Genomic DNA, 23040 nt, shown 5'->3' with positions numbered 1-23040 from the left:
GGACCGCCTGACCGCGCCGCGCGGCCGGTACCTGCCGTCGCCCGCGGGGCTCGGCGGACAGCGCGCGCGAGGTGCGCACGGCCGCCTCCGCGACCAGCGGGGCGAGTCGCTCCATGGTGGCGAAGTTCGTTTCCCCGCACAGGCAGATCGCGGCCAGCGGCCCCTGCGGACCCCGGACGGCGGCGGCCACACTCGGAAGTACCCGGCCCACCATCGCATTGGCGTATTCGCCGCGGTCGAACGACAGTCCGCGATTGCGGCGGATCCGGTTCAATTCGCGATGCAGGCTCGGCACATCCCATCCCCGGCCCTGCACCGGATTCGACAGCTGCTTGCCGAGCAGCGCCTCCACCTCCTCCGGTGGCAACCAGGCCAGCATGGCGCGGCCGCCGGTGGTGAGGTGGGCGAAACTGCGGCGTCCCACATGCGATTCGAGCGTGCGCGCGAACGGCCCGCCGAGTTTGTCCAGGAACACCTCGTCGGCGCCCTCCAGTGCCGCCAGGTGGACCACCAGTCCGGTCCGCAGCTGCAACTCGTGCAGGTGCTCGGCCGCCGCCTCGCGGATCTCGCCGTGCCGGCCGTCGTACCCGCCGAGCCCGAGTGAGCGCCGGCCCAGGCAGTAGCCCGAGGGGGTGTGCTCGAGCCAGTGCAGTTTCACCAGCTGGTCGAGGATGCGATGCGCGGTGGAGCGCGGGAGCCCGCTGTGTGTGCAGATCTCCACGAGGCTCAGCCGCGTCGACCGGTGCTCGAACATGTCGAGAATGAGCGTCATCCGCTCCACCATCGATGGCGGCAGGGGCCCGGGTGCCGAAGTGGCCAGTGGCATCGATGCCTCCGATCGTGAGTCGCTTCCATCCTGCCCGTCGAATCTGGGCGAGAACCGGAATTGAAGCCCGAGTGTAGTGACGCCAGACACACCGCGCGATGGTGGTCTATCCCGTTCGTCCGGTATCCCGCTGACCGGAACGGCGCCCGAACCGGTCTCCCGAACCTGACAGCGTGGGGCTTTTCGCCGGCGAGAGGGCGACCCGGGCGATCAGCCGGGTCGCCGCCAACGAAAGGGCCGCCGAGGCCGTTTCCGTCCCCGCCTGCGGGCGGGCAGGAGGCTATCGTGGGGTTATGGGCGTGTTCGGTGAGATGTTCCCCGGCAAGAAGCTGACCGACGAGAGCAGCGGTGACAGCGACGGGCAGCAGCATCGGCCGCGGCTGGATCTCGACCTGGACGCTGGTGTGATCCGGCTGTCCGGGACGCCGCGGTCGGATGAGGAGTCGTCCGAGTAATCGGTCCGGTCTGTCACTTCGTGGAATTCGTATGGTCCTCGATGCTAGCAATCTAGATTGCTAGCATGTTAGTGTCCTCTGGTGGGTGCCGAGGAAGTCAAGCAGTTCAACGTGTATCTCCCGGTCGAGCTGATCAAGCAGGTCAAATACCGGGCGGTCGAATCGGAGATGTCGCTGTCGGCGCTGGTGGCCGAGGCGCTGCGGGCGTACCTCGGCGCCGAACCGCCGACGCGTGAGAAGGAGAAGTGATATGGCCACCAGAGGTGTCGAGGCGATTTTTCTGGAGACCCACAACTGGGGGAAATCGGCGAAATTCTTCCAGCAGTTGGGCTTCGAACTGGAATTCGCCACCGACCACAATTCCGGACAGCTCCGCAACGGGGACGGTCCGTACCTGTTCATCGCCGAGGTGCCGGCGGATCGTGAACCCGGAATGCAGGTCGTGCTGAAAGTGCAAGCGGAGCAGGACTTTCCGGCGCCGGTCGAGGTGGTGTCGCCGTTCGCCGACACCCATTACGGAACTCGTGAGATGACCGTGCGCGACCCGGACGGGCGGGTGTGGACGCTGCAGGCTCCCGGCGGTGACCGATGAGCGATACCCGGACCGGTGCGGTGCCCGAGCGCACAGCGGTACCCGACCAGACCGCCGTGCGGGTTGCGCTGTGGCGCGCGCTGCACGTCCAGCTCGATCCGCCGCCACATGTGCTCGACGACGAGATCGGCCTGCGCTTGGCCGAGCCGCCGGCGGGCTGGCGGGAGCGCGGCGATATGGATCCGGTGGGCACCAGCCGCTTCCGGGCGAGCATCGTGGTGCGCTCACGATTCGTGGAGGATCTGCTCACCGAACAGGCCGGGGTCGTCGACCAGTACGTGCTGCTGGGCGCGGGACTGGAGACGTTCGCGCAGCGCAGACCCGAGATCGCTTCTCGCTTCCGGATTTTCGAGGTCGATCAACCGCAGACGCAGGAGTGGAAGCGCCGGCGCCTGGTCGAGACCGGCTATGGGCTCCCGGACTGGTTGCGTTCGGTCCCGGTCGATTTCGAGAAGGATTCGTGGTGGGAGCGGCTGACCGCGGCCGGCTTCGATCCGGCCCGGCCCGCGATCGTCGCCTCGCTGGGGGTGAGCATGTATCTCACCGACGAGGCCAACCGCGAAACGCTGTCGCTGCTGGCGGCCTCGGCGCCCGGTTCCACGGTCGTCCTGTCTTTCATGCCGCCACTGGAACTGCTCGACGAACAGGACCGAACGAGCCGGGAGTTCGCGGAATCGGGCGCGGCCGCCTCCGGCACGCCGTTCCGCAGTTTCTACGCCCCGGCGCAGATCGTCGCCATGGCCCGGGAGGCCGGTTTCGCGCAGGCGCACCACATGTCGGCGGACGAACTCGACAACCGGTACTTCGCCGGGCGCCCGGACGGGCTGCGCACGTCGAACGGCGAGGAGTTGCTGGTGGCGACGACCTGAGCCCCGCCTACGATGAGCCGATGGCGAAATCCCAGCGCTTGCACATCGTGCCGTCCCGATTCAGCGTCGACCACATCCCGGCCGCGACCTTCCCCGAGGACGACGAATGGGTGGCGCTGGTGCGAGCACCGGAGGGGCTGACGGTCGTCCGCGAGGCTCCGCCGTGGGAGCGGGAGTCCTGCTGGCTCGGCCTGTACGCCGCCACGCCGCGCGAGCTGGACACCTCCGGCGCGCTGACCGCGATCCTGGAACCGTTGGCGCAGCACGGAATTCCGGTGTTCGTCGCCTCGACCTACCACGCGGACCTGGTGCTGGTCCCCGAATCGCGCAGCGCCGCCGCGACCGATGCGCTCACCGAGGCCGGATTCGAGATCGCCGGGGACGCGAGCTGAGGACGGTTCAGATGTGGTCGCCCTTGTCGCGGTTGCAGCCGCGGCACAGGATCTGCAGATTCGCCGCACTGGTCGCTCCGCCCCGGCTCAGCGGGATGATGTGGTCGAATTCGAGGTAGTGGGTGGCGCCGCATTCCACACACCGGCCGCCGTCGCGATGCCACACCTCGGCCTTGATATCGGGCGCGATGGACCGGCTGTCCCGTCTGCCCGGTGCGACGGTGAGCCGTTTCGCCACGCGCAGTGCGCCTTCCACGATCGCGGCCACCAATTCCGGCTCGGCGACATCGAATTCGGCGCCGCCGCGCGCCGAGGTGGCCGCGACCGCCACCCCGGTCTCGGTGGCCGATACGGAAACCGCTCGGGTCCACGGCATTTCGATACCGGCGTCCGGACCGATGAAGCGCAGCTTCCGGTTCGAGCAGATCAACCGGCCCGGGGACGCGTGCGTGCCGCGCCCCGTCCGCCGGAGGCGGGTGGCGGCGGTGTCGAGGTGAACGCGCTCCTGCGGGTCCAGATGCAGATCGGGCACCGCGATCACCGGAAGCTCGCCCGCCCGCAGCCGGGACAGGATCCGCAGCCGGCGCAGACTGCGGCGCAACTCGTCCACCGACCCGTCGCGCACCCCGAGCGCGGCGACCGTCGCGTCGAATCGTTCCAGTTCGGCGCCGGTGATCGTGCCGTCGGCCAGGGCGAAGGCCGCCGTGCGCTCGAGATGCGCGACAGCGGGCCCGCGCAGGGCCGCGCGGGCGGTATCGGGGTCGATGCGCCGATGGCGGATCCGGGTCCACAGCTCGTCCCAGTCGGGGCCGCTCGGACCGGTGGTGGTCAGGACGCGAAGCGCTCGGATGCGCCAATCGGACAAATAGTCCTCGACCTCGGCCGCACACGCGCGGCAGGGCGCGGCGCCGAGCAGTCGCCAGCCTCGCCGCCGGCCGCAGCGGGGACATCCGCGCGGGTCGGCGGGCGGGCGTGCCACCGTCTGTTCGGTCCACCGGGAACCGTCCCACCAGCGCAGTGACGCCGCATCCGCGGGATCGGGATGCCAATCCGGGCGGTCGTCCTGAGGCGGAGGCATCGGCGCGGCGAATCTGGTGCGGTGCAACGACACTCGCTGCGAGCGGTGCTGCGCCGAATCCGCGACGGGTGCGCCGAAGGTCGTGAACAACTCCGCGGCGTCGGCGTGTTGTGGTCCGCCGCGCACGAACCACCAGCGGTCCTCGGCGCGGCGGAACTCTCCGAACACCGCGGCCCGCGCATCCGGTTCCGCGGCGACGTCGGCCCGCGCCACCAGGCCCTCCGCGTCCTCGACCGACACCGCGAGGCCCGGCAGCGCGGTCAGGGGCTTGTCGGGAGCGGACCCGGTGATCAGGATGCGGACGATCTCCGCCTCGGTGCGGGGCAGCGAGACCGACAGCCGTGCGGTGCCGGGCTGCGGATCCTGATCGACGGTCACCGCCTGGGAGGGATGGCGCGGCGCGTTGAAATACACCACGTCGCGAGCGGAGCGGACCCTTCCGCCGGCGTTCAGCAGGACCGCATGCGCATCCAGCAGCGCCGTCGAACGCCACGAAACCAGTACCGACAGAAGCGAAGTCGGTACCGGCGTGGCGTCGCCGTCGACGGTGGGGCGCATGGTTGTCATCGCCACGAACTATGCCAGGCCGTCCCGACACGAATCACACGGTCGGCGCGGAGCTTTTCGTGACCGTCCGAGTGCGGCACAGTGGAACCATGACGAACCCGAAGGGTGACTCCGGGCGCAAGCCCGGCGGCGGGCGGGTGCCGGGTGCGACGGAAATTCTCGCCGCCGCCCAGGCCGCCGCGCAGGCCGCACAGACCGCCGCGGGCCAGGCCATCGATGCCGCGCAGGTCACCGCCGGTACCGCCTTCGGCACGGCGGTGCGGCTCCCGCCCGCGTCCGTCCAGCTGGCCGCGCAACTTCCGGATCTGATCGAGAATCTGGCGACCGCCATCGACCGGCTCAATTCCACCATCGACCGCCTCGACCGGACCTTGGCTCTGGCCGATCCGGCCTTCGCCGCCTACGACCGGCTGCTGCCGCGGCTCGAGGCCGTGATCGCGCTGGGTGAGGACGTGCTCAGCCGGCTGTCGAAACTTCCGGGCATCTCGATGCTGGGCCGCCTCACCGGCCGCGAGGCGGAACCGCCGCAACCGGCGCCGAAGTCACGTCGACGCGGAAAATAAACCCGCCCCGCCCGCCGGCCTCGGCATATCCGCCGTGGCGATCACCGCCCGAGCCGCGGCGGCGGCCTTGAGCACCATCTCGTGGAATTCCGCGTCGGCATCGGAGTCCAGCACCACCGCGCCGCCCGCGCCGACCCGCCAGCCGCGCTCGTCACGGACCGCGGTGCGGATGACGATATTGAGATCCGCCGTGCCGCCCAGACCGAGAAATCCGATCGTGCCCGAGTAGATGCCGCGCGCCTCGGTTTCCAGCCCGTCGATGATCTCCATGGTCCGCAGCTTCGGGGCCCCGGTCATCGAGCCGCCCGGGAAACAGGCTCGCAGGCAATCGATCACGTCCACCTCGGGACGCAGCCGGCCGCGCACGGTGCTCACCAGCTGATGCATGGTCGTGTAGGTCTCCGCGACCATCAACTCGGGGACGTGCACACTGCCCAGCTCGCACACCCGGCCCAGATCGTTGCGCAGCAGATCGACGATCATCAGATTTTCGGCACGTGTCTTGGGATCCAATTCCAGTGCGCGGCACAGGTTTTCATCTGCTTCCGGGGTGGCGCCGCGCGGGGCGGTGCCCTTGATCGGTTTGGTCTCCACCGTGCGGGTGCGGTCGACCTTGAGGAAGCGCTCCGGTGAGGAACAGGCGATATGGAGTTCGCCGAATCTCAGATACGCCGCGTACGGGGCGGGATTACTGCGCCGCAGCACCCGGTAGACGTCGAGGCCCGGCGCATCGGAATCGATCCCGGCGCTGTCGGTGAGGTTCACCTCGTAGGTTTCCCCGGCGCGTAGTTCGGCATCGATCGCCGCGATATCGGCCAGATAGCGGTCCCGGCCACGGCTCAGGCGCGAGACGACGGCCTGTTCGTCGGCCGGCAGGGTGAGCGGTTCCGGATTTCGCCGATCCGGCAGGGCCGCGACGATCGCGCGGGTATCGGCCAGCCAGCGGTGATTCGCCTCGGCCGACTCCGCGTCGGTGACGGCGAGCAGATGGGTGCGGCCCGCGACGTGATCGACCACGACCAGCCGGTCGGCGAAGATCCACTGCGCATCCGGATAGGGCGAGCGATGCCCGGCCCGCGCACCGCAGTCGGCCTTCATCTCGTAGCCCAGATAACCGACGTAGCCGCCCACGAAATCGAAGGGCACATCGGGGAACCGGATATTCAGCTCACTCAGCCGCGCCGACAGATAGTCGAGCACCGGCCGCGGATCGGTGCGGGTCCCGGTTCGATCCTCGGTCACACATCCCGCGCCGACGCGATACCGCACCACCTCCGCCAGCGGCCCGGACGCGTCACCGGCGAAACTGAACCGATCCAGGCCCGGCTCCACATGCGCACTGTCGAGCCAGAACGCCGTGGGGGAGTCCGAATAAATGTGCAGCACAACGGATTCCGTGTCCACGGCGCGGTCGATCACCTCGTGCAGAATGGTGAGGGACCGGTTGGCGGAACCTGCGGCTGCGGCCTTCCCCGCACGCCCGGCCGCACCGGGCTCCGGTTCGGACCCATCAGGCGGCGATGCAGTCGTGGGGACGTGGGCCCGGCTTTCCGAGTCGCGTGCAGCGCTGGACGCACTGCCTTCGGGATCGGGCCCGGAGCCGGTGTTCACCGGCCCGGACCTCGTAGCGGAAGCCCGACGCCCCCGCCACTCGCGCGTCAGCCGCGCGAAATTCCCCAGCAATGCGGCGCCGAATTCGCTGGACACCGATTCCGGATGAAACTGCACACCCCACTGCGGGCGGTGGCGATGCCGAACGCCCATCACGACCCCGTCGGGCGCGGTCGCGGTGATCGCCAGCGCGTCCGGCAGCGGCTGGGCGGCGCACAGCGAGTGATAGCGCACGGCCAGGAAGTCGGCGGGAACCCCGGCGAACAGGTCACGACCGTCGTGGCTGATGCGGTCCGGGTAGCCGTGCCGGGGTGCGGGCGCCGGAATCACCTGCCCACCGGCCGCCAGCACGATGCCCTGATGGCCGAGGCAGACGCCCAGCAGCGGGAGTTCCGCCCGCTCGATCAGCTCCTGCGAGATCCCGAAATCTCTTGGTACGTCGGGACGTCCGGGCCCGGGGGAGACGACGATGTTGTCGAACCGGTCGAGGTCGAACCCGGCCAGGGTGTCGATCTCGTCGTTGCGCAGTACGGTCGGTTCGGCCCCGTTCACCGTGCCGATCAATTGGAAGAGGTTGTAGGTGAACGAGTCGTAGTTGTCGACCAGCAGCGTGCGCACGGGGGTCCGGGCCCGCGCCCCGTGGTCGAAAGCGGTCTCGCTCGAATGCCGAGACCAGGACGTGCTCATGTGCATCACCGTATCGGGCATCTCGGACCAGGCAGTGAGGGCATATGCCTTCAGTTGGCCGGTCGTGGTGGTGCACAATGTGGGGCATGTCTGTGGTGCAACCGGCCGAGGTCGAGCGCGAGGTCGTCGATTTCGCGGCCGTCGGCGAATGGATGGATGAACAAGGCCTGCCCGGCGGTGACTTCGAGGATGTGACCTCACTCGGCGGCGGCACCCAGAACATCATGCTGCGGTTCCGCCGGGGTGGTCGCGATTTCGTACTGCGCCGCGGGCCGAAACATCTGCGTCCCAAGAGCAACGACGTCATCCGCCGCGAATCCCGCCTGCTCGGCGCGCTGGCGGGCACCGGCGTGCGCGCCCCGCGGGTGATCGCCGCGGGCGCCGACGAATCGGTGATCGGCGCGGTCTTCTACCTGATGGAGCCGATCACCGGCTTCAACCCGCAGAACGAACTGCCCGCCCTGCACGCCGGCGATCCAGAGGTACGGCGGCGGATGGGACTGTCGGCGGTCGAGGCCATCGCCCGGCTCGGATCGCTCGACTACGAGGCGCTGGGCCTGTCCGATTACGGCAAGCCGGACGGTTTCCTGGAGCGTCAGGTGCCGCGCTGGCTCGGCGAACTCGAGTCCTACAACAGCAACGACGGCTACCCCGGCCCGCAGATTCCGGGTGTGGACCGGGTCGGGGACTGGCTCGACCGCAACCGGCCGGCGCAGTGGCGGCCGGGCATCCTGCACGGCGACTGCCACCTCGCCAACATGATGTTCTCCTACGACGGGCCCGAGGTCGCCGCCATGGTCGACTGGGAGATGTCGACGATCGGTGATCCGCTGCTGGATCTGGGCTGGCAGATCGCCACCCGGCCCGAACCCGGAACCACCGGCGCGGCCCTGGTCGGCAAGCTCGGCGCCGCGGGCGGCCTGCCCACCGCCGAGGAGATGATCGCCCACTACGCGAACTTCTCCGACCGCGACCTCGGCCACGCCACCTGGTACACGGTGCTGGCCTGCTTCAAACTCGGCATCGTGCTCGAGGGCACGCACGCCCGGGCCTTCGCCGGCAAGGCGCCGAAGCAGACCGGCGATTTCCTGCACGCCATCACGCTGGAACTGTTCGAGAAGGCCGCCCGGCTCTGCGAATGAGCCGATGTGGCACGGTGTCAGCCGGCGTCGAGCAGGTCGGCGACGATGGCGAGATCCTTGTCGCCACGGCCGGACAGGCACAGCAGGATCAGCGCGTTCTCGGCGATCCCGCCCTGTTCGGCCGACTCCAGCAGATATCCCACGGCATGCGCGGATTCGAGCGCGGTGATGATGCCTTCGGTCCGGCACAGCGTATCCAGTCCGCGCAGCGCCACCGCATCGGTCGCGACGGCGTGATCGATGCGGCCGATGTCCTTGAGATGGCTCAGTTCCGGGCCCACCCCCGGATAGTCCAGCCCGGCCGCGATGCTGTGGGTGCGCGCGATCTGACCCTCGTGGTCCTGCAGGACGTAGCTGAACGAGCCGTCCATCTCGCCCGGTGTGCCCGCGCTGAGGGTGGCCGCGTGCTCGCCGGTATGTAACCCGCGGCCCCCGGCTTCCACGCCGATCAGCCGCACCTGCGCATCACCGGTGAACGCGTGGAACATGCCGATCGCGTTACTGCCGCCGCCCACGCAGGCGATGACGTGGTCGGGCAGCCGCCCCGTCGCCGCCAGCAGCTGGGCCCGGGATTCGATGCCGATCCGGCTCTGATGGTCGCGCACCATGCGCGGATAGGGTGCGGGCCCGGTGGCGGTGCCGAACAGGAAATGCGTGGTTTCGGTGTGCGCCACCCAATCTCGCACCGCCTCGGTCACCGCGGCCTTCAGGCGGCGATCACCGGAACGAACGGGGCGCACCTCCGCACCGAGCAGGCGCATCCGCACGACGTTGCTCTGCTGCCGGGCCATATCGTCGGCGCCCATGTAGATCACACACGACAGTCCGAGCATGGCGCAGACGGTCGCCACCGCGACGCCGTGCTGCCCTGCCCCGGTTTCGGCGATGATGCGGGTCTTGCCCATCCGCACGGCCAGCAGCGCCTGCCCGAGCGCATTGTTGATCTTGTGGGCGCCGGTGTGCGTCATATCCTCACGCTTCAGGAACACGCGCACCCCGGGCACTCCCAGCGCCTGCGCGAGCCGCGGCGCCGCATGCAGCAACGTCGGCCGGCCGACGCGCTCGCGCAGCAACCGGTCGAGTTCGCGGTGATATTCAGGATCGGCCCAGGCCGCTCGATGGGCATTCTCCACGTCGGTGAGCGCCGCCATCAGTCCTTCGGGAACGTAACGCCCGCCGAAGGCGCCGAATCTACCGGGGTCTCGGCTGCCGTCCCGAGTGGTGGCGTGGGTTGGCCTGGGTCCGATCACCATTCGCATCCGCGCTTTCTTCTCGCCGTCCGGCTCGGACAGTGTGTGCGATCCGCTCGCACACCCGGTCACCTGCCGGCAACGAGTGAGTTAACAGCACGGAAGAGGTCATCGTCAGTGGTGGTAAGTCCGAGCGGGTGGCGAGATCAGCCGCAGCGGAGTAATGCCTCCCGGACGGCACGGGCGCGCGCATCGTCGAGGACGGCGGTGCCGAGACGGTTCATCACATAGCCGAACCCCAAACCCGTTGCCGGATCGGCGAATCCGAACGAGCCCCCGTAACCGGTGGTGCCGTAGGCGCGCTTGTCGCTGCCGAAACGGAAGCTGCCACAGGATTTGCGGAACCCCAGGTGGTAGCGGCTGCGGGTGAGCAGCACCAGATCGTCGGCGGGCACGTCGTCGACGGTGTCGGCGGTGGCCAGCCGGTCGAGAATGCCCGGTGCGATGGGCAATTCACCGGTGCGTCCCGCCGCCGCGCCGTAGACCCGCGCCAGCGACCGCGCCGTGCCCACGCCGCCCGCGGCCGGGCTCTCGACGCCGAGGAATTCGCGGCGGGTGGCACGTTCGGGCGCGCCGGTGCGGGGGCTGCTCAAGGCGCGATAGGTCAGTCCGCGCCGCAGGAACATCTGAATAGCGATGCGCAGCGGCACGTCTCGCTCGTACCGCAGCAGGTCCAGCCCGGAGGTGGACACGAGCGTGGCGATGCGATCGAGGGATTGTTCCTCCGGCAGCCCGATGAAGAAGTCCAGCTCGAGCGGCCCGGCGAAGTCCTCGGCGAAGATGCGGCCCAGGGTGCGGTGCCGCGGATCGACGCGGCGGAGCAGTTCGCCCTGATACAGCCCGGCGGTGATCGGGTGATAGCCCTGCCGGGTGCCCGGGCTCCACAGTGGCTTCTGGTCGGCCAGGATTTCCGCGAGCCGATCCCGGTCGGCCATATCCGCCAGCCGCACCACCCGATCCAGCACCGGCAGACCCGCCCGGTGGTCGAGCAGCTGCCGCACGGTGATCGATTCCTTGCCGTGCGCGGCGAATTCCGGCCAGTACTGCGCGACCGGCGCCTGGTAGTCGAGCACCCCACGCGAGACGGCACTCGCCACGGCGAATGCCGTCATCCCCTTCGTCGAGGAGAACACCGGAACCATGGTGTCGCGCTCCCACGGCAGCTGTCCGCGGCGATCGCGGAACCCCGCCCACAGATCCACCACCGGCCGGTCCCCGTCGTAGACGGCCACGGCCGCGCCGATCTCGCCGAATCGGGCGAAGTTGCGTCGAAACGCATCCGCGACCGGCTCGAAACCGCTCGCCACCTCACCATGTACCTCAGCAACCTCGCCCATAGTGCAACCGATGGTAACGGTCACCGCTGCGGCGTTGTACGGTGTCCACCCGGATCGGAAACCGATCAGGCGGCGTGGATCCGGGAGCTGTCCGCGAAGTAGTCGAGCACGGCGCGATGCCACGCCTGCGGCGCCTCGTGCATCAGCACATGTCCCGCCGCCACCTCGACGTAATCGGCGCCCGGAATCGCCGCCGCCAGCTCGCGCGAATTCGCGGGATCGACCAGCAGGTCCGCCGTGGCCGCGATGACCCGGGTCGGCACCGCGACCCGCGGCAGATCGGCGCGGGTGTCCACCCGGGCCACCAGATCCGCCTGCGCCGCCGCCCCGCCCGGAACCTGGGCCGCAATCTGCGTCAGATATTGCGAAAACACCTCGTCCGGCAGCGAATTGGTGAACGCGGCACTGTATCCGGACAGCAGCACCACGCGCGCGAACGCCTCGTGGTCTCGGGCGGCGAGCGCGCCGCGCCACAGATCCAGCACGAGCCGGGCCCGATGGTCGGCTCGCGCCAGCCCGGCCGCGAGCACCAACCCGGTGATCCGATCGGGATGACGCACGGCGGCGCGCACCGCCACCGCCGTGCCGAGCGAGAACCCGATGATCGGAAACCTATCGGCGCCCGCCGCCACGGCCTCCTCGACCAGTGCGTCGGCCAACCCGTCGAGAGTCAGCACGGTGTCGTCGGCCGGGTAGTCGGAGCCGATCACGGTGTGCCGCTCGGCGAGCAACGGGATCAGAGAACCGAAGTTGGCCTCGATCCCGCCGCCCGCACCATGTGCGAGCACGACCGCGGGACCGCTGCCGGTAACCGATGTGGACAGTGAAATGTTCGTCATGGCGGCGACGTTAGGGATTGACATGAGTGTGAAGGTCAAGCCCGGGAGGGTGCGGTGCTGATCGGCGAGCTGGCGAACACCACCGGCGTCAGCACGCGCCTGCTGCGCTACTACGAGGAACAGGGACTGCTGAGCGCCCGCCGCGACGGCAACGGCTACCGCGTCTACACCGACGACGCACCGCAGCGGGTGCGCCGCATTCGCGAATTACTCGCCGCCGGATTGCCGACCAGCGCCATCCGCGAACTGCTGCCGTGTGCGACCGCCACGGGCTTGCAGCACTGCGATCACACCCGAAAGATCGTGCGGGAGGGCCTGTCTCATCTCGACGCGCAGATCGCCGAGCTGTCCCGGCGCCGCACGCTGCTGGCTCGTCAGGACGAGCAACTGGTGGCCGCGCCCTATCGCAGCGACGGCCCGGCGTAACCGGCCTCCCCGCGGCGGTGGGTTCGGGCCCTTCTCGTAGGCTCGGTGCCGTGCGAGCACTGGAACAGATTCGCGACTGGCCCGTCCGGCACGCCGCCGCGGGCGTCGTCGATACCCATGGCGTGGTCGGCACCGAGGGGGACCTCGATCGGGTGTTCGCCCTCGCGTCGGTCACGAAACCCCTTGCCGCCTATGCGGTTCTGGTGGCGGTCGAAGAAGGTGCGATCGAACTGGACCAGCCCGCCGGCCCGCCCGGCTCCACCGTGCGGCACCTGCTGGCGCATACGGCCGGACTGGCCTTCGACACCACCGTGATCATGGCCGAGCCCGGGCAGCGCCGCATCTATTCCAGCGCCGGATTCGAAGTACTCGCCGAGTTCCTCACGCGCGAAACCGGAATCGAATTCCCCGAATATCTGCGGCAAGCGGTATTCGAGCCACTCGGAATGAAATCCTCGGTGCTGGCCGGATCCGCCGGGCACGCCGCCCGCTCCACGGTGAACGATCTGCTGCGTTTCGCCGGAGAATTGCTGAACCCGATCTTGATATCCGGTGACATGCTCACCGCGGCGACCTCCGTGCAATTCCCGGGCGTCGGCGGAGTGCTTCCCGGATACGGATCGCAGCGCCCCAATGATTGGGGTCTGGGATTCGAGATCCGCGACCACAAGACTCCGCATTGGACGGGGGGAGCCAACTCGCCGCGAAGCTACGGGCATTTCGGGCAGTCCGGCACCTTCCTGTGGGTGGATCCGGAGATCGAGGTGGCGTGTGTGGCGTTGAGCGACGAGAATTTCGGCGATTGGGCCCGAGCGGTGTGGCCGACGCTCAGCGATGCCGTCATCGCCGATACCCAGCGGATTCGCGACACGGCCGAAAAGTAACAGCCGTAACATCGGGCACTCCAGTAAACTCGGGCAACGCCTGCGCTCGACGGGATGTTGGGGAAGACGTCCGACGTCGAGGCTGGAGGTGTACAGGTGCGCGCATCTGATCAGTACGCGGATGTGACGTGTGGTGTGGTGTACATCCACGCGTCACCGGCCGCGCTGTGCCCGCACATCGAATGGACGCTTTCCTCCACTCTGAAATCGCCTGCGTCGCTGCGCTGGACCGCCCAGCCGGCCGCTGCGGGACAACTGCGCGCAACCACCGACTGGGTAGGCCCGGTCGGCACCGCGGGGCGAATTGCCAAGGCGTTGCGGGATTGGCCGGTGCTGCGCTTCGAGGTCACCGAGGATCCCTCCGAAGGGGTCGACGGCGAACGCTACAGTTTCGTTCCCGGCCTCGGATTGTGGACCGGTGCGATGAGCGCCAACGGCGACGTCATGGTCGGCGAGATGCGCCTGCGGGAAATCGTGCGCTCGGCCCGGGCCCGTGGCCGCCACGGCGACATCTCCGCCGATATCGATCGCGCCCTGGGCACCGCCTGGGACGACGAACTCGAACCCTTCCGCACCGGCGGCGAAGGCGCCGAGGTCACCTGGCTCCGCCGCGACGTCGGCTGAGTTCCGCATCGGTTCCGGGAAACACGACGGGTGGCCTCCGCGCGGGAGACCACCCGTAATGTGTTGCCGCCGAGAGCTTTACAGCGGAATGTTCTTGTTGTGGCTGGCCTTGGCCGGCGCCGAGGCCAGCGCGCCGGCAATGGTGGACCGGGTCTTGGCGGGGTCGATGACCTCGTCCACGACGCCGATGGACAGGGCCCGCCCGACACCGCCGGCGATGGTCTCGTGTTCGGCGGTGAGGCGCTCGATCAGAGCCTCGCGCTCCTCCTCGGGAGCCTTCGCGATGGCCTTCTTGTGCAGAATGCCGACCGCGGCCTTGGCGCCCATCACGGCGACCTCGGACTCCGGCCAGGCGTACACCGCCGTCGCGCCCAGCGAGCGGGCGTTCATCGCGATGTAGGCGCCGCCGTAGATCTTCCGGGTCACCAGCGTGACGCGCGGGACGCGGGCCTCGGCGAAGGCGTGCAGCAGCTTCGCACCGCGGCGCACCACGCCCTCCCATTCCATGCCGACACCGGGCAGGTAGCCGGGCACGTCGGTGATCACGACCAGCGGAATGCCGAAGGAGTTGCACAGGCGCACGAAACGCGCTGCCTTCTCGGCGGATTCGCTGGTGAGGCAGCCACCCATGCGCAGCGGGTTGTTGGCGAGCACACCGACCGTGCGACCACCGAGGCGGCCGAGTCCGGTGACGATGCTGCGGGCGTAACCGCCCTGCAGCTCCTCGAAGGAGGATTCGTCATCGCCGTCCGGCGAGGGGATCTTGTCGAGCAGTTCGCGCACGACCGGCTTGACGTCGTAGGCGCGCTTGGCCGACTCCGGCAGCATCGCCTTGAGGTCCACATCGCCGTGGGCGGCGGCGGACAGGTCGAATTCGCCCTGTTCGGCGAACATCGAGACCAGGCGGCGACCGCGGTGCATCGCATCGTTCTCGTCGTCGGCGACGATATGGCACACACCGGACTTCTTGCCGTGGGTCTCGGGACCACCGAGGGTGGCCATGTCGACGTTCTCACCGGTGACCGACTTGACGACATCCGGACCGGTGACGAAGACGCGGCCCTCGGGCGCCATGATGACGACGTCGGTCAGCGCGGGACCGTACGCGGCGCCGCCGGCGGCGAAGCCGACCACGATCGAAATCTGGGGGACCAGGCCCGACGCGCGAACCATCGCCTCGAAGACGGTGCCCACCGCGTGCAGTGCCTCGACGCCCTCGGCCAGGCGCGCACCGCCCGAATGCCAGATGCCGACGACGGGAATCCGGGAGTCGATGGCGGTATCGATCGCGTCCACGATGTGCTTGCATCCGTCGACACCCATGGCGCCACCCATCACGGTGGCGTCGGAGCAGTACGCGACGGTGCGCACGCCGTCGACCTCACCGATGGCGGCCAGCACGCCGGACTTGTCGCGGGGGTGGAGCGGGAGGACGGTGCCGGGATCGAAGAAGCGCTGCAACCGACCGAGCGGATCCCGGGGATCGGTCGTGGCGTCCGCCTGCGCGGGGGCCATGATGGTCATCGCGGTCTCTCCTCGAGGGAATGTGGAGTCGCTGACGCGGCTGCGAAGATGAAAATCCCGGTGGGGCTTTTCGACGAGGGAATCTGCCTTGGCCGAAAAGCCCCACCGGGTTCGCTGAAGTTGTCGACAGACGTTGTCGACGAGTCGGATCAGTACCGTCCGAAGGCGAGCGCCACGTTGTGGCCGCCGAAACCGAACGAGTTGTTGATCGCGTACTCGATGTCCTGGCGACGGGCCTCACCGTGCACGACATCCAGGTCGATCTCCGGGTCCTGGTTCTCCAGGTTCAGCGTGGGCGGAACGATGCCGTCGCGAATGCTGAGCACTGTGAGTACCGACTCGAGGGCGCCCACAGCGCCGATCGAGTGGCCCAGGGCGGACTTGGGTGCGTAGACCGAGGCGTGCTTGCCGACGGCCTTGTAGATCGCGTTCGCTTCCGCGGTATCCCCGATCGGGGTGGCGGTCGCGTGCGCATTGATGTGCGTGATGTCGGACTTCGTCAGTCCGGCGGTCTGCATGGCGCGCTCCATGGCGCGCGCCGCACCGGCACCCGTGGGATCCGGGGCGACCAGATGGAAGCCGTCGGAGGTGATGCCGGCACCCAGCAGGCGGGCGTGGATGGTGGCCCCGCGCGCCTTCGCGTGCTCTTCGGTCTCCACGACCATCAGTGCGCCGGCCTCGCCGAAGACGAAGCCGTCACGATCCTTGTCGAACGGCCGCGACGCGCCCTTGGGGTCGTCGTTGCGGGTGCTCATCGCGCGCATCATGGAGAACGCGGCGATCGGCACGTCGGAGATGTATCCCTCGACACCGCCGGTGACGACCATGTCGGCGTCGCCCATGACGATCATCCGCCACGCGTTGGCGATGCCCTCGGATCCCGACGAACATGCCGAGACCGGGGTGACCACTCCCGCCTTGGCGCCCAGTTCGAGGCCCACGACAGCGGACGGCCCGTTCGGCATGACCATCTGAACGGCCAGCGGCGAGATCTTGCGGTAGCCGCCGTTCTTCAGCTTGTCCACCGAGTCGATGAGCGCGTCGCCGCCGCCGAGACCGGTGCCGATCGCCACGGCCAGGCGCTCGGGGTCGACCTCGGGGCTGCCGGCGTTCTTCCACACCTCACGCCCCAGCACCATCGCCAGCCGCTCGACATAGGCCATGCGGCGGATCTCGACCCGGCTGAGCAGGGTGTCCGGCGAAACCTTCAGGTGGCCGCCGATGCGAACCGGCAGGTCGTATTCCTCGATGAAGGAATCCTCGAGAACGTCGATGCCGCTCTCGCCGTTGAGGAGTCCCTTCCACGTCGCATCGACGTCACCCGCGATCGACGTGGTCGCCGCCAGGCTGGTGACGACGACGTTCGGGAAGTTCCCGTTCAAAGTGGAAGGAGTGGTCACGGTGTCGGCCTTACTGGGCGTCGAACTTGGCCTTGAGCTCGGCGGCCGCGTCGGAGTTCTCGGCCTCGAGCTTCTGGATGTAGGAGACGGCGTCACCCACGGTCTTGAGGCTGGCGAGATCCTCGTCGGGGATCTTCACGCCGTACTTGTCCTCGGTCTGCACGGCGATCTCGACCATCGACAGCGAGTCGATGTCCAGGTCATCGACGAAAGACTTCTCGATCGTCACCTCGGAGGGCTCGATGCCGGTCACCTCTTCGATGATCTTGCCGAGCTCTTCGACGATCTGTTCCTGGGTCAGAGCGGCCACTTGGTGGCTCCCTTCTTGTTCTTTCGTTGGTCCGACGTGAATCGGAGGTCCGATTATTTCTTCGGTACGAGGTGGACGAATGTTTCGTCCTGCTCGCTCACGGTCGCGTCACTGCGAGCCGCGAGGAAAGCTAGCCGGTTGCCGAGAGCTCGACAAACGCGGGGATGTTCTCGGGGGTCTTCAGCGCCAGATTCGGGGTGCCCTTGAGCTCCCGCTTGGCGATGCCGACCAGGGTTCCGGCCGGTGGCAACTCGGCCACCGCGGAAACCCCTGCCGCGCGAACGGTTTCGGTGCACAGATCCCACCGGACGGGCCGGGTCACCTGTGCCGCCAGCTTCTCGATGGCGTCTGTGCCCGACTCGACCGGCTTGCCGTCGTAGTTCGACAGCAGGGTACGGGTCGGCTCACCGGGGACCATCTGGGAGATGGCTTCGGCCACGGCGTCCTGGGCGGGTGCCATGAACGCGGTGTGGAATGCCCCGGCGACGGGCAGCGCGCGAATCCGCGCCTTCTCCGGCGGGTTCGCGGCCAGTTCCGCCAGCGCATCCAGCCGGCCTGCCGCCACGATCTGGCCGACCGCGTTGCGGTTGGCCGGGACCAGGTCGAGCTCGGCGAGCCGGTCGAGCACGGCGGCTTCGTCGCCACCGAGCACGGCGGACATGCCGGTCGGAACCAGCGCACACGCCTTCGCCATCTCCGCACCGCGGATCGCGGCCAGTTTCACCGCGTCATCGGGGGAGACGACTCCGGCGACGGCTGCGGCGGCGAGCTCGCCGACCGAATGTCCGGCGACGATGGTATCCGCCGGAACCGCTTCGTGCGGAATCTCGGCGAAAGCCAGCAGCGCGGCGGCGACGACCAGCGGCTGGGTCACCGCGGTATCGGTGATCTCCTCCGCGGTGGCCGTGGTGCCGAGGCGGAGCAGATCCAGGCCGGAGGCCTTGGACCACAGTTCGAGGCGGTCACGCGCGCCGGGAAGATCGAGCCATGGCGCGAGCATGCCGGGTGTCTGGGAGCCCTGTCCAGGGGCGAACAACGCGATCACGCCTCTAACAAAACACTGTGAGGAGGCTCCGTGGAGATGTCGGCGCCGATGATGTTTGAGCGACGCTTTTGTGTGGACCCCACAAAACGGCACGTGGGTTGTGGCGATCGACCGCGCCCCGATGTCCGTTACAGGCGATCTTCGTAGAAAGTTGCCTGCGAGTCTTCTGGGGCAGGTGTTGACGATTCGTTACGGGTTCGTGTCAAACGACCTACTGTTGCCGCGATTCGGAGCACATAGGCGTCACGAGGATTCATCGGATCCCGGCCCGTGACCTCGGCGATGCGCTTGAGTCGATAGCGGACCGTATTTGGATGAACGAACAGCTGCCGGGCGCATGTCTCGACCGCTCCACCGCAATCGAGGTAGGCGTCGAGAGTGTCCGACAAGGCCGACCCGGCGGCGGCCAACGGTAGCACAAGATACTCGTTCAGAGCGTCGACCGCAGCCCGATCGCCGAGCAGTGCTCGCTCGGGCAGAAGTTCGGAGGCGTGCACCGGTCGCGGCGCCGCCCGCCAGCCCACCACGGCCTCCATTCCGGCCATCGCCTCCACCGCGCTGACGTGGGCCGCGGACAGCGTGCGCATGGTCGGGCCGATCACGACGGGACCGTCGGAAAACGCCTCGGCGAGCAGATCCATCAGGAACGGCGAGGGGTAGCCGGTGTCACCGAGATTGCCGCTGACCACCATCACCAACCGCGAACCCTGCACGACGGCCAGTGCCGCGCGGCCGTGCCGGGCGGCGATGACGTGTACCGAACTCACCACGGCCACTTGATCTTTCGGTGGCGTACCGACCAGCACCGTCGCCGCGGCGGTGGCGTCCCAGTTCAATGTGGCCGCGCGCGAGAGCATTTCGGCGCCGGTGTCGCCGCGTACCACGGCGTCGACGACCAGCGCCTCCAGGCGGGTGTCCCAGGCGCCGCGGGATTCGGCCGCCGAGGCGTAGACCGAGGCCGCGGCGAAACCGAGTTCGCGGCCGTAGCGCAGCACCGCCTCGGTGAGCGCCACCAGCTGGCGGTCGTTGCGGGCCAGCGCCGGCAGCCACTGCTCGAAGAACTCCATCGCCACGCGGACCATGTCGACGGTCTGGCGCAGGGTCAGCCGCCGGGCCAAATCCTGCGGGATCACCTGGAAGGCGTCGAGGCTGAAGCGGATATCGCTTTCCGGATCCTGCAACCACTCCAGGAAATTGACCACCGCGGTCTGCACCAGCATCTGCACGCCCGCGCGCTGGGCGGCGTCCAGGTCGCCGAAGAACGGTAGCCGGTCCTCCATCGAGGCGATCGCCTCGGTGGACAACCGCCCGGAGAACTGCTTCACCCGTTTCAGCAGGGTGTCCGGCAGCGGATCGCGGGTTTGCCGATTGGGTGACAGGGCCCCGGTCGGCAGATAGACCTCGTGCTCGGACGACCCCTCGGAAACCCGGCGAGGCCGCGGCGGTTTACGTTCCACTGTTCAATATTCCGTCATCGCGCTGGTCGGTCTCCGCAACCCCCCGGTAGGGGCGCGATTCGCGCCCCTACCGGACCGGTCACGCGAGCTGTTCTTCGCTGCTCATCGATTTCGGTGCGGCATCGACGTCGTCGATGCGGTAGCGGGCCGCGGCCTGCGCGACCACCGACGGATCGATACCGCCGGTGCGTCCCAGGGCCTCCAGCGCCGCCAGGGCGATGGATTCGGCGTCGACGTTGAATACCCGCCGCGCCGCCTGCCGGGTGTCGGAGAATCCGAATCCGTCGGTACCCAGCGTGGTGTAGTCGCCGGGGACCCACTTGCGGATCTGGTCCGGCACCGCGCGCATCCAGTCGGATGCCGCCACGAACGGCCCCTGCGCCTGCGACAGCACCCGCGTCACGTACGGCGCATCGGTTCCGGCGTCCGGATGGCGCAGTGTGTGGATCTCCTTGGCCAGCGCCTCCCGGCGCAGCTCGCTCCACGAGGTCACCGACCACACGTCCGCCTGCACACCCCAGTCCTGCGCCAGCAACTCCTGCGCGCGCAGGCCGTCGGGCAGCGTCACACCCGCGACCAGGATCTGGGCGCGTACGTCACCCTCGTTGCCCCGGCGGTACAGGTAGATACCCTTCAACAGGCCCTCGACATCGAGGTCGTCCGGTTCGGCCGGCTGCTGATACGGCTCGTTGTAGAGGGTGATGTAGTAGAAGACGTTCTCGCCGCCGAAGACGTCGTCCTTCATGACCGGATGGGTACCGGGCACCTCCGAGGCCAGCGTTCCACCCGGTCCGAGCTGCGGTCGCCCGCCCCCGTACATCCGGCGCAGGCCGTCGCGCACGATGTGGGCGATCTCGAAGGCGAACGCCGGATCGTAGGAGACCACCGCCGGGTTGGTCGAGGCCAGCAGCAGCGAATGACCGTCGTTGTGCTGCAAACCCTCACCGGTCAGCGTGGTACGCCCGGCGGTCGCGCCGAGGACGAAGCCGCGGGCCAGCTGGTCCGCGGCCGCCCACAGGCCGTCGCCGGTGCGCTGGAACCCGAACATCGAATAGAAGATGTAGAGTGGAATCATCGGCTCGCCGTGGGTGGCGTAGGACGTGCCGGCCGCGGTGAACGACGCGGTCGACCCGGCCTCGTTGATGCCCTCGTGCAGGATCTGGCCGACTTGGCTTTCTTTGTAGGCCAGCATCAATTCCGCGTCGACGGAGGTGTACAGCTGCCCGTTGCGGTTGTAGATCTTCAGCGAGGGGAACCACGAGTCCATACCGAAGGTGCGGGCCTCGTCCGGGATGATCGGCACGATGCGCTTGCCGATCTCCTTGTCGCGCAACAGTTCCTTCATCAACCGCACGAACGCCATGGTGGTCGCCACGTTCTGCTTGCCCGACCCCTTGCGCACCGAGGCGTAGGGCGCGTCGCCGGGCAGCTGCAAAGGCTTTGCGACCGAACGCCGTTCGGGCAGGTAGCCGCCCAGGGCGCGACGCCGGTCCAGCATGTAGCCGATCTCGTGCGAATCCATGCCCGGGTGGTAGTACGGGGGCAGATACGGATCGGCCTCGAGCTGGGCGTCGGTGATCGGAATGCGCTGCACGTCGCGGAACGCCTTCAGATCGTCGAGCGTCATCTTCTTCATCTGGTGCGTCGCGTTGCGCGCCTCGAAGTGCTTACCCAGGCCGTAACCCTTGATGGTCTTGGCCAGGATCACCGTCGGCTTGCCCTGATGCGCCAGCGCCGCCGCGTAGGCCGCGTAGATCTTGCGGTAGTCGTGGCCACCGCGCTTGAGGTTCCAGACCTGCTGATCGGTCAGGTCCTTCACCAGATCCTTGGTGCGCGGATCGCGGCCGAAGAAGTGCTCGCGCACGTAGGCGCCGTCGTTGGCCTTGTAGGTCTGGTAGTCGCCGTCCGGGGTCGAGTTCATCAGGTTGACCAGCGCCCCGTCGCGGTCGGCGCCCAGCAGCGCATCCCACTCCCGGCCCCAGATCACCTTGATGACGTTCCAGCCCGCGCCGCGGAAGAAGGACTCCAGCTCCTGGATGATCTTGCCGTTACCGCGGACCGGGCCGTCGAGCCGCTGCAGGTTGCAGTTGATGACGAAGGTCAGATTGTCCAGACCCTCCAGCGCCGCCACATGGGCCAGACCGCGCGATTCCGCCTCGTCCATCTCGCCGTCGCCGAGGAAGGCCCACACGTGCTGATCGGAGGTGTCCTTGATCCCGCGATCGTGCAGATAGTGGTTGAAGCGGGCCTGGTAGATGGCGTTCATCGGACCCAAGCCCATGGAGACCGTGGGGAACTCCCAGAAATCGGGCATCAGCCGCGGATGCGGATACGACGACAACCCGTGGCCCGGGCCGCCGTGGCTGTATTCCTGGCGGAACCCGTCGAGTTGATCCTCGGTCAGGCGGCCCTCGAGGAAGGCGCGGGCGTAGATACCGGGGGAGGCGTGGCCCTGGATGAAGATCTGATCGCCGCCGCCGGGATGGTCCTTACCGCGGAAGAAGTGGTTGAAGCCGACCTCGTACAGCGCCGCGGACGACGCGTAGGTCGAAATATGGCCGCCCACACCGATTCCCGGCCGCTGCGCGCGATGCACCATGACCGCGGCGTTCCAGCGGATCCAGGCGCGGTAGCGGCGCTCGACCTCTTCGTCGCCGGGGAACCAGGGCTCGTTCTCGGTGGGGATGGTGTTGACGTAATCGGTAGAGGTCAACGAAGGAATGGTGACGTGACGTTCACCGGCGCGCTCGAGCAGGCGCAGCATCAGATAGCGAGCGCGGCCGGGGCCTTCGCGCTCGAGCATCTCGTCGAAGGAATCGAGCCACTCGCTCGTCTCCTCCGGGTCGATGTCCGGTAGATATGACGCCACCCCCTCGCGGATCACACGCACCCGCGCACCGGCCGGGCGGGCGGGCGCCGACTGGTGATCGGCGGAACCGTTGCTGCTCGTCGGCTCGGGGTCGGATGCAGAACTTGACGAAATCGGGTGCATCAGGTCGGTCAAAATCAATGCTCCTCGTACAGGGGGTGGACAAGCTGATGGCTCTAACCCCGGGCAGCACCGCTGGTGTGCGGGCCGTCCGTCGCTCACGGTTTGGGGCGCACCTCACATCCTTGTCGATGATGCGTCCCAGGTCATCATGTCAGCCGTAAATCCAGTAC

22 protein-coding genes are annotated in these 23040 nt (G+C 68.3%); 10 read left to right on the top strand and 12 right to left on the bottom strand.

Features of this window, described 5'->3' with window-relative positions; genetic code table 11:
• Positions 1 to 772: IclR family transcriptional regulator (locus NK1_RS16270; RefSeq protein ID WP_063906021.1), on the bottom strand; the 772-nt coding region annotated here is incomplete at its 3' end.
• A 347-nt stretch (positions 773 to 1119) separates the two neighbouring features.
• Between NK1_RS16270 and NK1_RS35020 the strand changes: the two genes are divergently transcribed.
• The 5 genes from NK1_RS35020 to NK1_RS16245 all read left to right on the top strand — a co-directional run bounded on the left by NK1_RS35020 (position 1120) and on the right by NK1_RS16245 (position 3134).
• Positions 1120 to 1281 carry a hypothetical protein gene (locus NK1_RS35020; RefSeq protein WP_167331959.1) on the top strand — a complete coding sequence of 54 codons (162 nt, stop codon included), beginning with the start codon at positions 1120 to 1122 and terminating at the stop codon, positions 1279 to 1281.
• Positions 1282 to 1362: 81 nt separating this feature from the next.
• Positions 1363 to 1530 carry a ribbon-helix-helix domain-containing protein gene (locus NK1_RS16260; RefSeq protein WP_036499828.1) on the top strand — a complete coding sequence of 56 codons (168 nt, stop codon included), beginning with the start codon at positions 1363 to 1365 and terminating at the stop codon, positions 1528 to 1530.
• A 1-nt stretch (position 1531) separates the two neighbouring features.
• Positions 1532 to 1873, top strand: coding sequence for a VOC family protein (locus NK1_RS16255; protein ID WP_063009535.1), 342 nt, complete (start codon positions 1532 to 1534; stop codon positions 1871 to 1873).
• Positions 1870 to 2742 carry a class I SAM-dependent methyltransferase gene (locus tag NK1_RS16250; protein WP_063009533.1) on the top strand — a complete coding sequence of 291 codons (873 nt, stop codon included), beginning with the start codon at positions 1870 to 1872 and terminating at the stop codon, positions 2740 to 2742. Before NK1_RS16255 ends, NK1_RS16250 begins: the two co-directional genes overlap by 4 nt.
• Positions 2743 to 2762: 20 nt before the next feature.
• A complete protein-coding gene (locus NK1_RS16245) occupies positions 2763 to 3134 on the top strand; it encodes an ACT domain-containing protein (protein WP_063009530.1) in 372 nt (123 codons plus the stop codon).
• 7 nt (positions 3135 to 3141) lie between these two features.
• Here the strand turns inward: NK1_RS16245 and NK1_RS16240 are convergent, their stop codons facing one another.
• Positions 3142 to 4779: an HNH endonuclease gene (locus NK1_RS16240; RefSeq protein WP_245660571.1), complete on the bottom strand. Its 1638-nt coding sequence runs from the start codon at positions 4777 to 4779 to the stop codon at positions 3142 to 3144.
• 89 nt (positions 4780 to 4868) lie between these two features.
• Here NK1_RS16240 and NK1_RS16235 point away from each other — a divergent pair, with 89 nt between their 5' ends.
• Positions 4869 to 5342, top strand: coding sequence for a hypothetical protein (locus NK1_RS16235; protein ID WP_063009555.1), 474 nt, complete (start codon positions 4869 to 4871; stop codon positions 5340 to 5342).
• Here NK1_RS16235 and pabB read toward each other — a convergent pair.
• Positions 5322 to 7571 (bottom strand): aminodeoxychorismate synthase component I, encoded by a 2250-nt coding sequence (gene pabB / locus NK1_RS33780; protein WP_063009554.1) that lies wholly within the window; start codon positions 7569 to 7571, stop codon positions 5322 to 5324. The genes NK1_RS16235 and pabB overlap by 21 nt on opposite strands.
• A gap of 146 nt (positions 7572 to 7717) precedes the next feature.
• Here pabB and NK1_RS16225 point away from each other — a divergent pair, with 146 nt between their 5' ends.
• Positions 7718 to 8782, top strand: coding sequence for a phosphotransferase family protein (locus NK1_RS16225; protein WP_084461040.1), 1065 nt, complete (start codon positions 7718 to 7720; stop codon positions 8780 to 8782).
• Between the two features lie 17 nt (positions 8783 to 8799).
• Here the strand turns inward: NK1_RS16225 and trpB are convergent, their stop codons facing one another.
• From trpB to NK1_RS16210, 3 genes are all read right to left on the bottom strand, one after another.
• Positions 8800 to 10035, bottom strand: coding sequence for a tryptophan synthase subunit beta (trpB, locus tag NK1_RS16220; protein ID WP_157104301.1), 1236 nt, complete (start codon positions 10033 to 10035; stop codon positions 8800 to 8802).
• A 143-nt stretch (positions 10036 to 10178) separates the two neighbouring features.
• Positions 10179 to 11369 (bottom strand): serine hydrolase domain-containing protein, encoded by a 1191-nt coding sequence (locus tag NK1_RS16215; protein ID WP_063009528.1) that lies wholly within the window; start codon positions 11367 to 11369, stop codon positions 10179 to 10181.
• A 65-nt stretch (positions 11370 to 11434) separates the two neighbouring features.
• Entirely contained in the window at positions 11435 to 12208 is a 774-nt protein-coding gene (locus NK1_RS16210; RefSeq protein WP_063009526.1) for an alpha/beta fold hydrolase, read from the bottom strand.
• Positions 12209 to 12262: 54 nt separating this feature from the next.
• Between NK1_RS16210 and NK1_RS16205 the strand changes: the two genes are divergently transcribed.
• The 3 genes from NK1_RS16205 (at position 12263) to NK1_RS16195 (ending at position 14142) form a co-directional block, all read left to right on the top strand.
• Positions 12263 to 12634, top strand: coding sequence for a MerR family transcriptional regulator (locus NK1_RS16205; protein WP_063009524.1), 372 nt, complete (start codon positions 12263 to 12265; stop codon positions 12632 to 12634).
• Between the two features lie 50 nt (positions 12635 to 12684).
• Entirely contained in the window at positions 12685 to 13518 is an 834-nt protein-coding gene (locus NK1_RS16200; protein WP_063009522.1) for a serine hydrolase domain-containing protein, read from the top strand.
• 96 nt (positions 13519 to 13614) lie between these two features.
• Entirely contained in the window at positions 13615 to 14142 is a 528-nt protein-coding gene (locus NK1_RS16195) for a DUF3145 domain-containing protein (RefSeq protein ID WP_063009520.1), read from the top strand.
• A gap of 78 nt (positions 14143 to 14220) precedes the next feature.
• Here NK1_RS16195 and NK1_RS16190 read toward each other — a convergent pair whose 3' ends face one another.
• The 6 genes from NK1_RS16190 to aceE form a co-directional block, all read right to left on the bottom strand.
• On the bottom strand, positions 14221 to 15666 hold the full coding sequence (locus tag NK1_RS16190) for an acyl-CoA carboxylase subunit beta (protein ID WP_063009518.1): 1446 nt from the start codon (positions 15664 to 15666) through the stop codon (positions 14221 to 14223).
• A 149-nt stretch (positions 15667 to 15815) separates the two neighbouring features.
• Positions 15816 to 17066, bottom strand: coding sequence for a KasA/KasB family beta-ketoacyl-ACP synthase (locus NK1_RS16185; RefSeq protein WP_063009516.1), 1251 nt, complete (start codon positions 17064 to 17066; stop codon positions 15816 to 15818).
• 10 nt (positions 17067 to 17076) lie between these two features.
• The gene (acpM, locus tag NK1_RS16180) at positions 17077 to 17376 is read right to left on the bottom strand and encodes a meromycolate extension acyl carrier protein AcpM (RefSeq protein ID WP_030518485.1); all 300 of its coding nucleotides are present in this window, start codon (positions 17374 to 17376) and stop codon (positions 17077 to 17079) included.
• A gap of 130 nt (positions 17377 to 17506) precedes the next feature.
• Positions 17507 to 18421 carry an ACP S-malonyltransferase gene (locus NK1_RS16175; protein WP_084461038.1) on the bottom strand — a complete coding sequence of 305 codons (915 nt, stop codon included), beginning with the start codon at positions 18419 to 18421 and terminating at the stop codon, positions 17507 to 17509.
• 128 nt (positions 18422 to 18549) lie between these two features.
• Entirely contained in the window at positions 18550 to 19815 is a 1266-nt protein-coding gene (locus NK1_RS16170) for a PucR family transcriptional regulator (protein ID WP_084461048.1), read from the bottom strand.
• A 142-nt stretch (positions 19816 to 19957) separates the two neighbouring features.
• Complete coding sequence (gene aceE / locus NK1_RS16165; protein ID WP_063009512.1) at positions 19958 to 22882, bottom strand: pyruvate dehydrogenase (acetyl-transferring), homodimeric type; 2925 nt, start codon at positions 22880 to 22882, stop codon at positions 19958 to 19960.
• Positions 22883 to 23040 lie beyond the last annotated feature (158 nt).

This window comes from Nocardia kruczakiae NBRC 101016 (assembly GCF_001612965.1).
GTDB classification, from domain to species: Bacteria; Actinomycetota; Actinomycetes; order Mycobacteriales; family Mycobacteriaceae; genus Nocardia; species Nocardia kruczakiae.
This window is presented reverse-complemented; position numbering and strand designations above follow the sequence as displayed.

What these genes read in the sequence shown, in the direction of transcription:
- NK1_RS16190 (WP_063009518.1), bottom strand. Translation starts at nt 15,666, where the DNA reads ATGACCATCATGGCCCCCGCGCAGGCGGACGCCACGACCGATCCCCGG.
- NK1_RS16235 (WP_063009555.1), top strand. Translation starts at nt 4,869, where the DNA reads ATGACGAACCCGAAGGGTGACTCCGGGCGCAAGCCCGGCGGCGGGCGG.
- NK1_RS16210 (WP_063009526.1), bottom strand. Translation starts at nt 12,208, where the DNA reads ATGACGAACATTTCACTGTCCACATCGGTTACCGGCAGCGGTCCCGCG.
- NK1_RS16225 (WP_084461040.1), top strand. Translation starts at nt 7,718, where the DNA reads ATGTGGGGCATGTCTGTGGTGCAACCGGCCGAGGTCGAGCGCGAGGTC.
- NK1_RS16250 (WP_063009533.1), top strand. Translation starts at nt 1,870, where the DNA reads ATGAGCGATACCCGGACCGGTGCGGTGCCCGAGCGCACAGCGGTACCC.
- NK1_RS35020 (WP_167331959.1), top strand. Translation starts at nt 1,120, where the DNA reads ATGGGCGTGTTCGGTGAGATGTTCCCCGGCAAGAAGCTGACCGACGAG.
- NK1_RS16255 (WP_063009535.1), top strand. Translation starts at nt 1,532, where the DNA reads ATGGCCACCAGAGGTGTCGAGGCGATTTTTCTGGAGACCCACAACTGG.
- NK1_RS16245 (WP_063009530.1), top strand. Translation starts at nt 2,763, where the DNA reads ATGGCGAAATCCCAGCGCTTGCACATCGTGCCGTCCCGATTCAGCGTC.
- NK1_RS16240 (WP_245660571.1), bottom strand. Translation starts at nt 4,779, where the DNA reads ATGACAACCATGCGCCCCACCGTCGACGGCGACGCCACGCCGGTACCG.
- NK1_RS16215 (WP_063009528.1), bottom strand. Translation starts at nt 11,369, where the DNA reads ATGGGCGAGGTTGCTGAGGTACATGGTGAGGTGGCGAGCGGTTTCGAG.
- trpB (WP_157104301.1), bottom strand. Translation starts at nt 10,035, where the DNA reads ATGGTGATCGGACCCAGGCCAACCCACGCCACCACTCGGGACGGCAGC.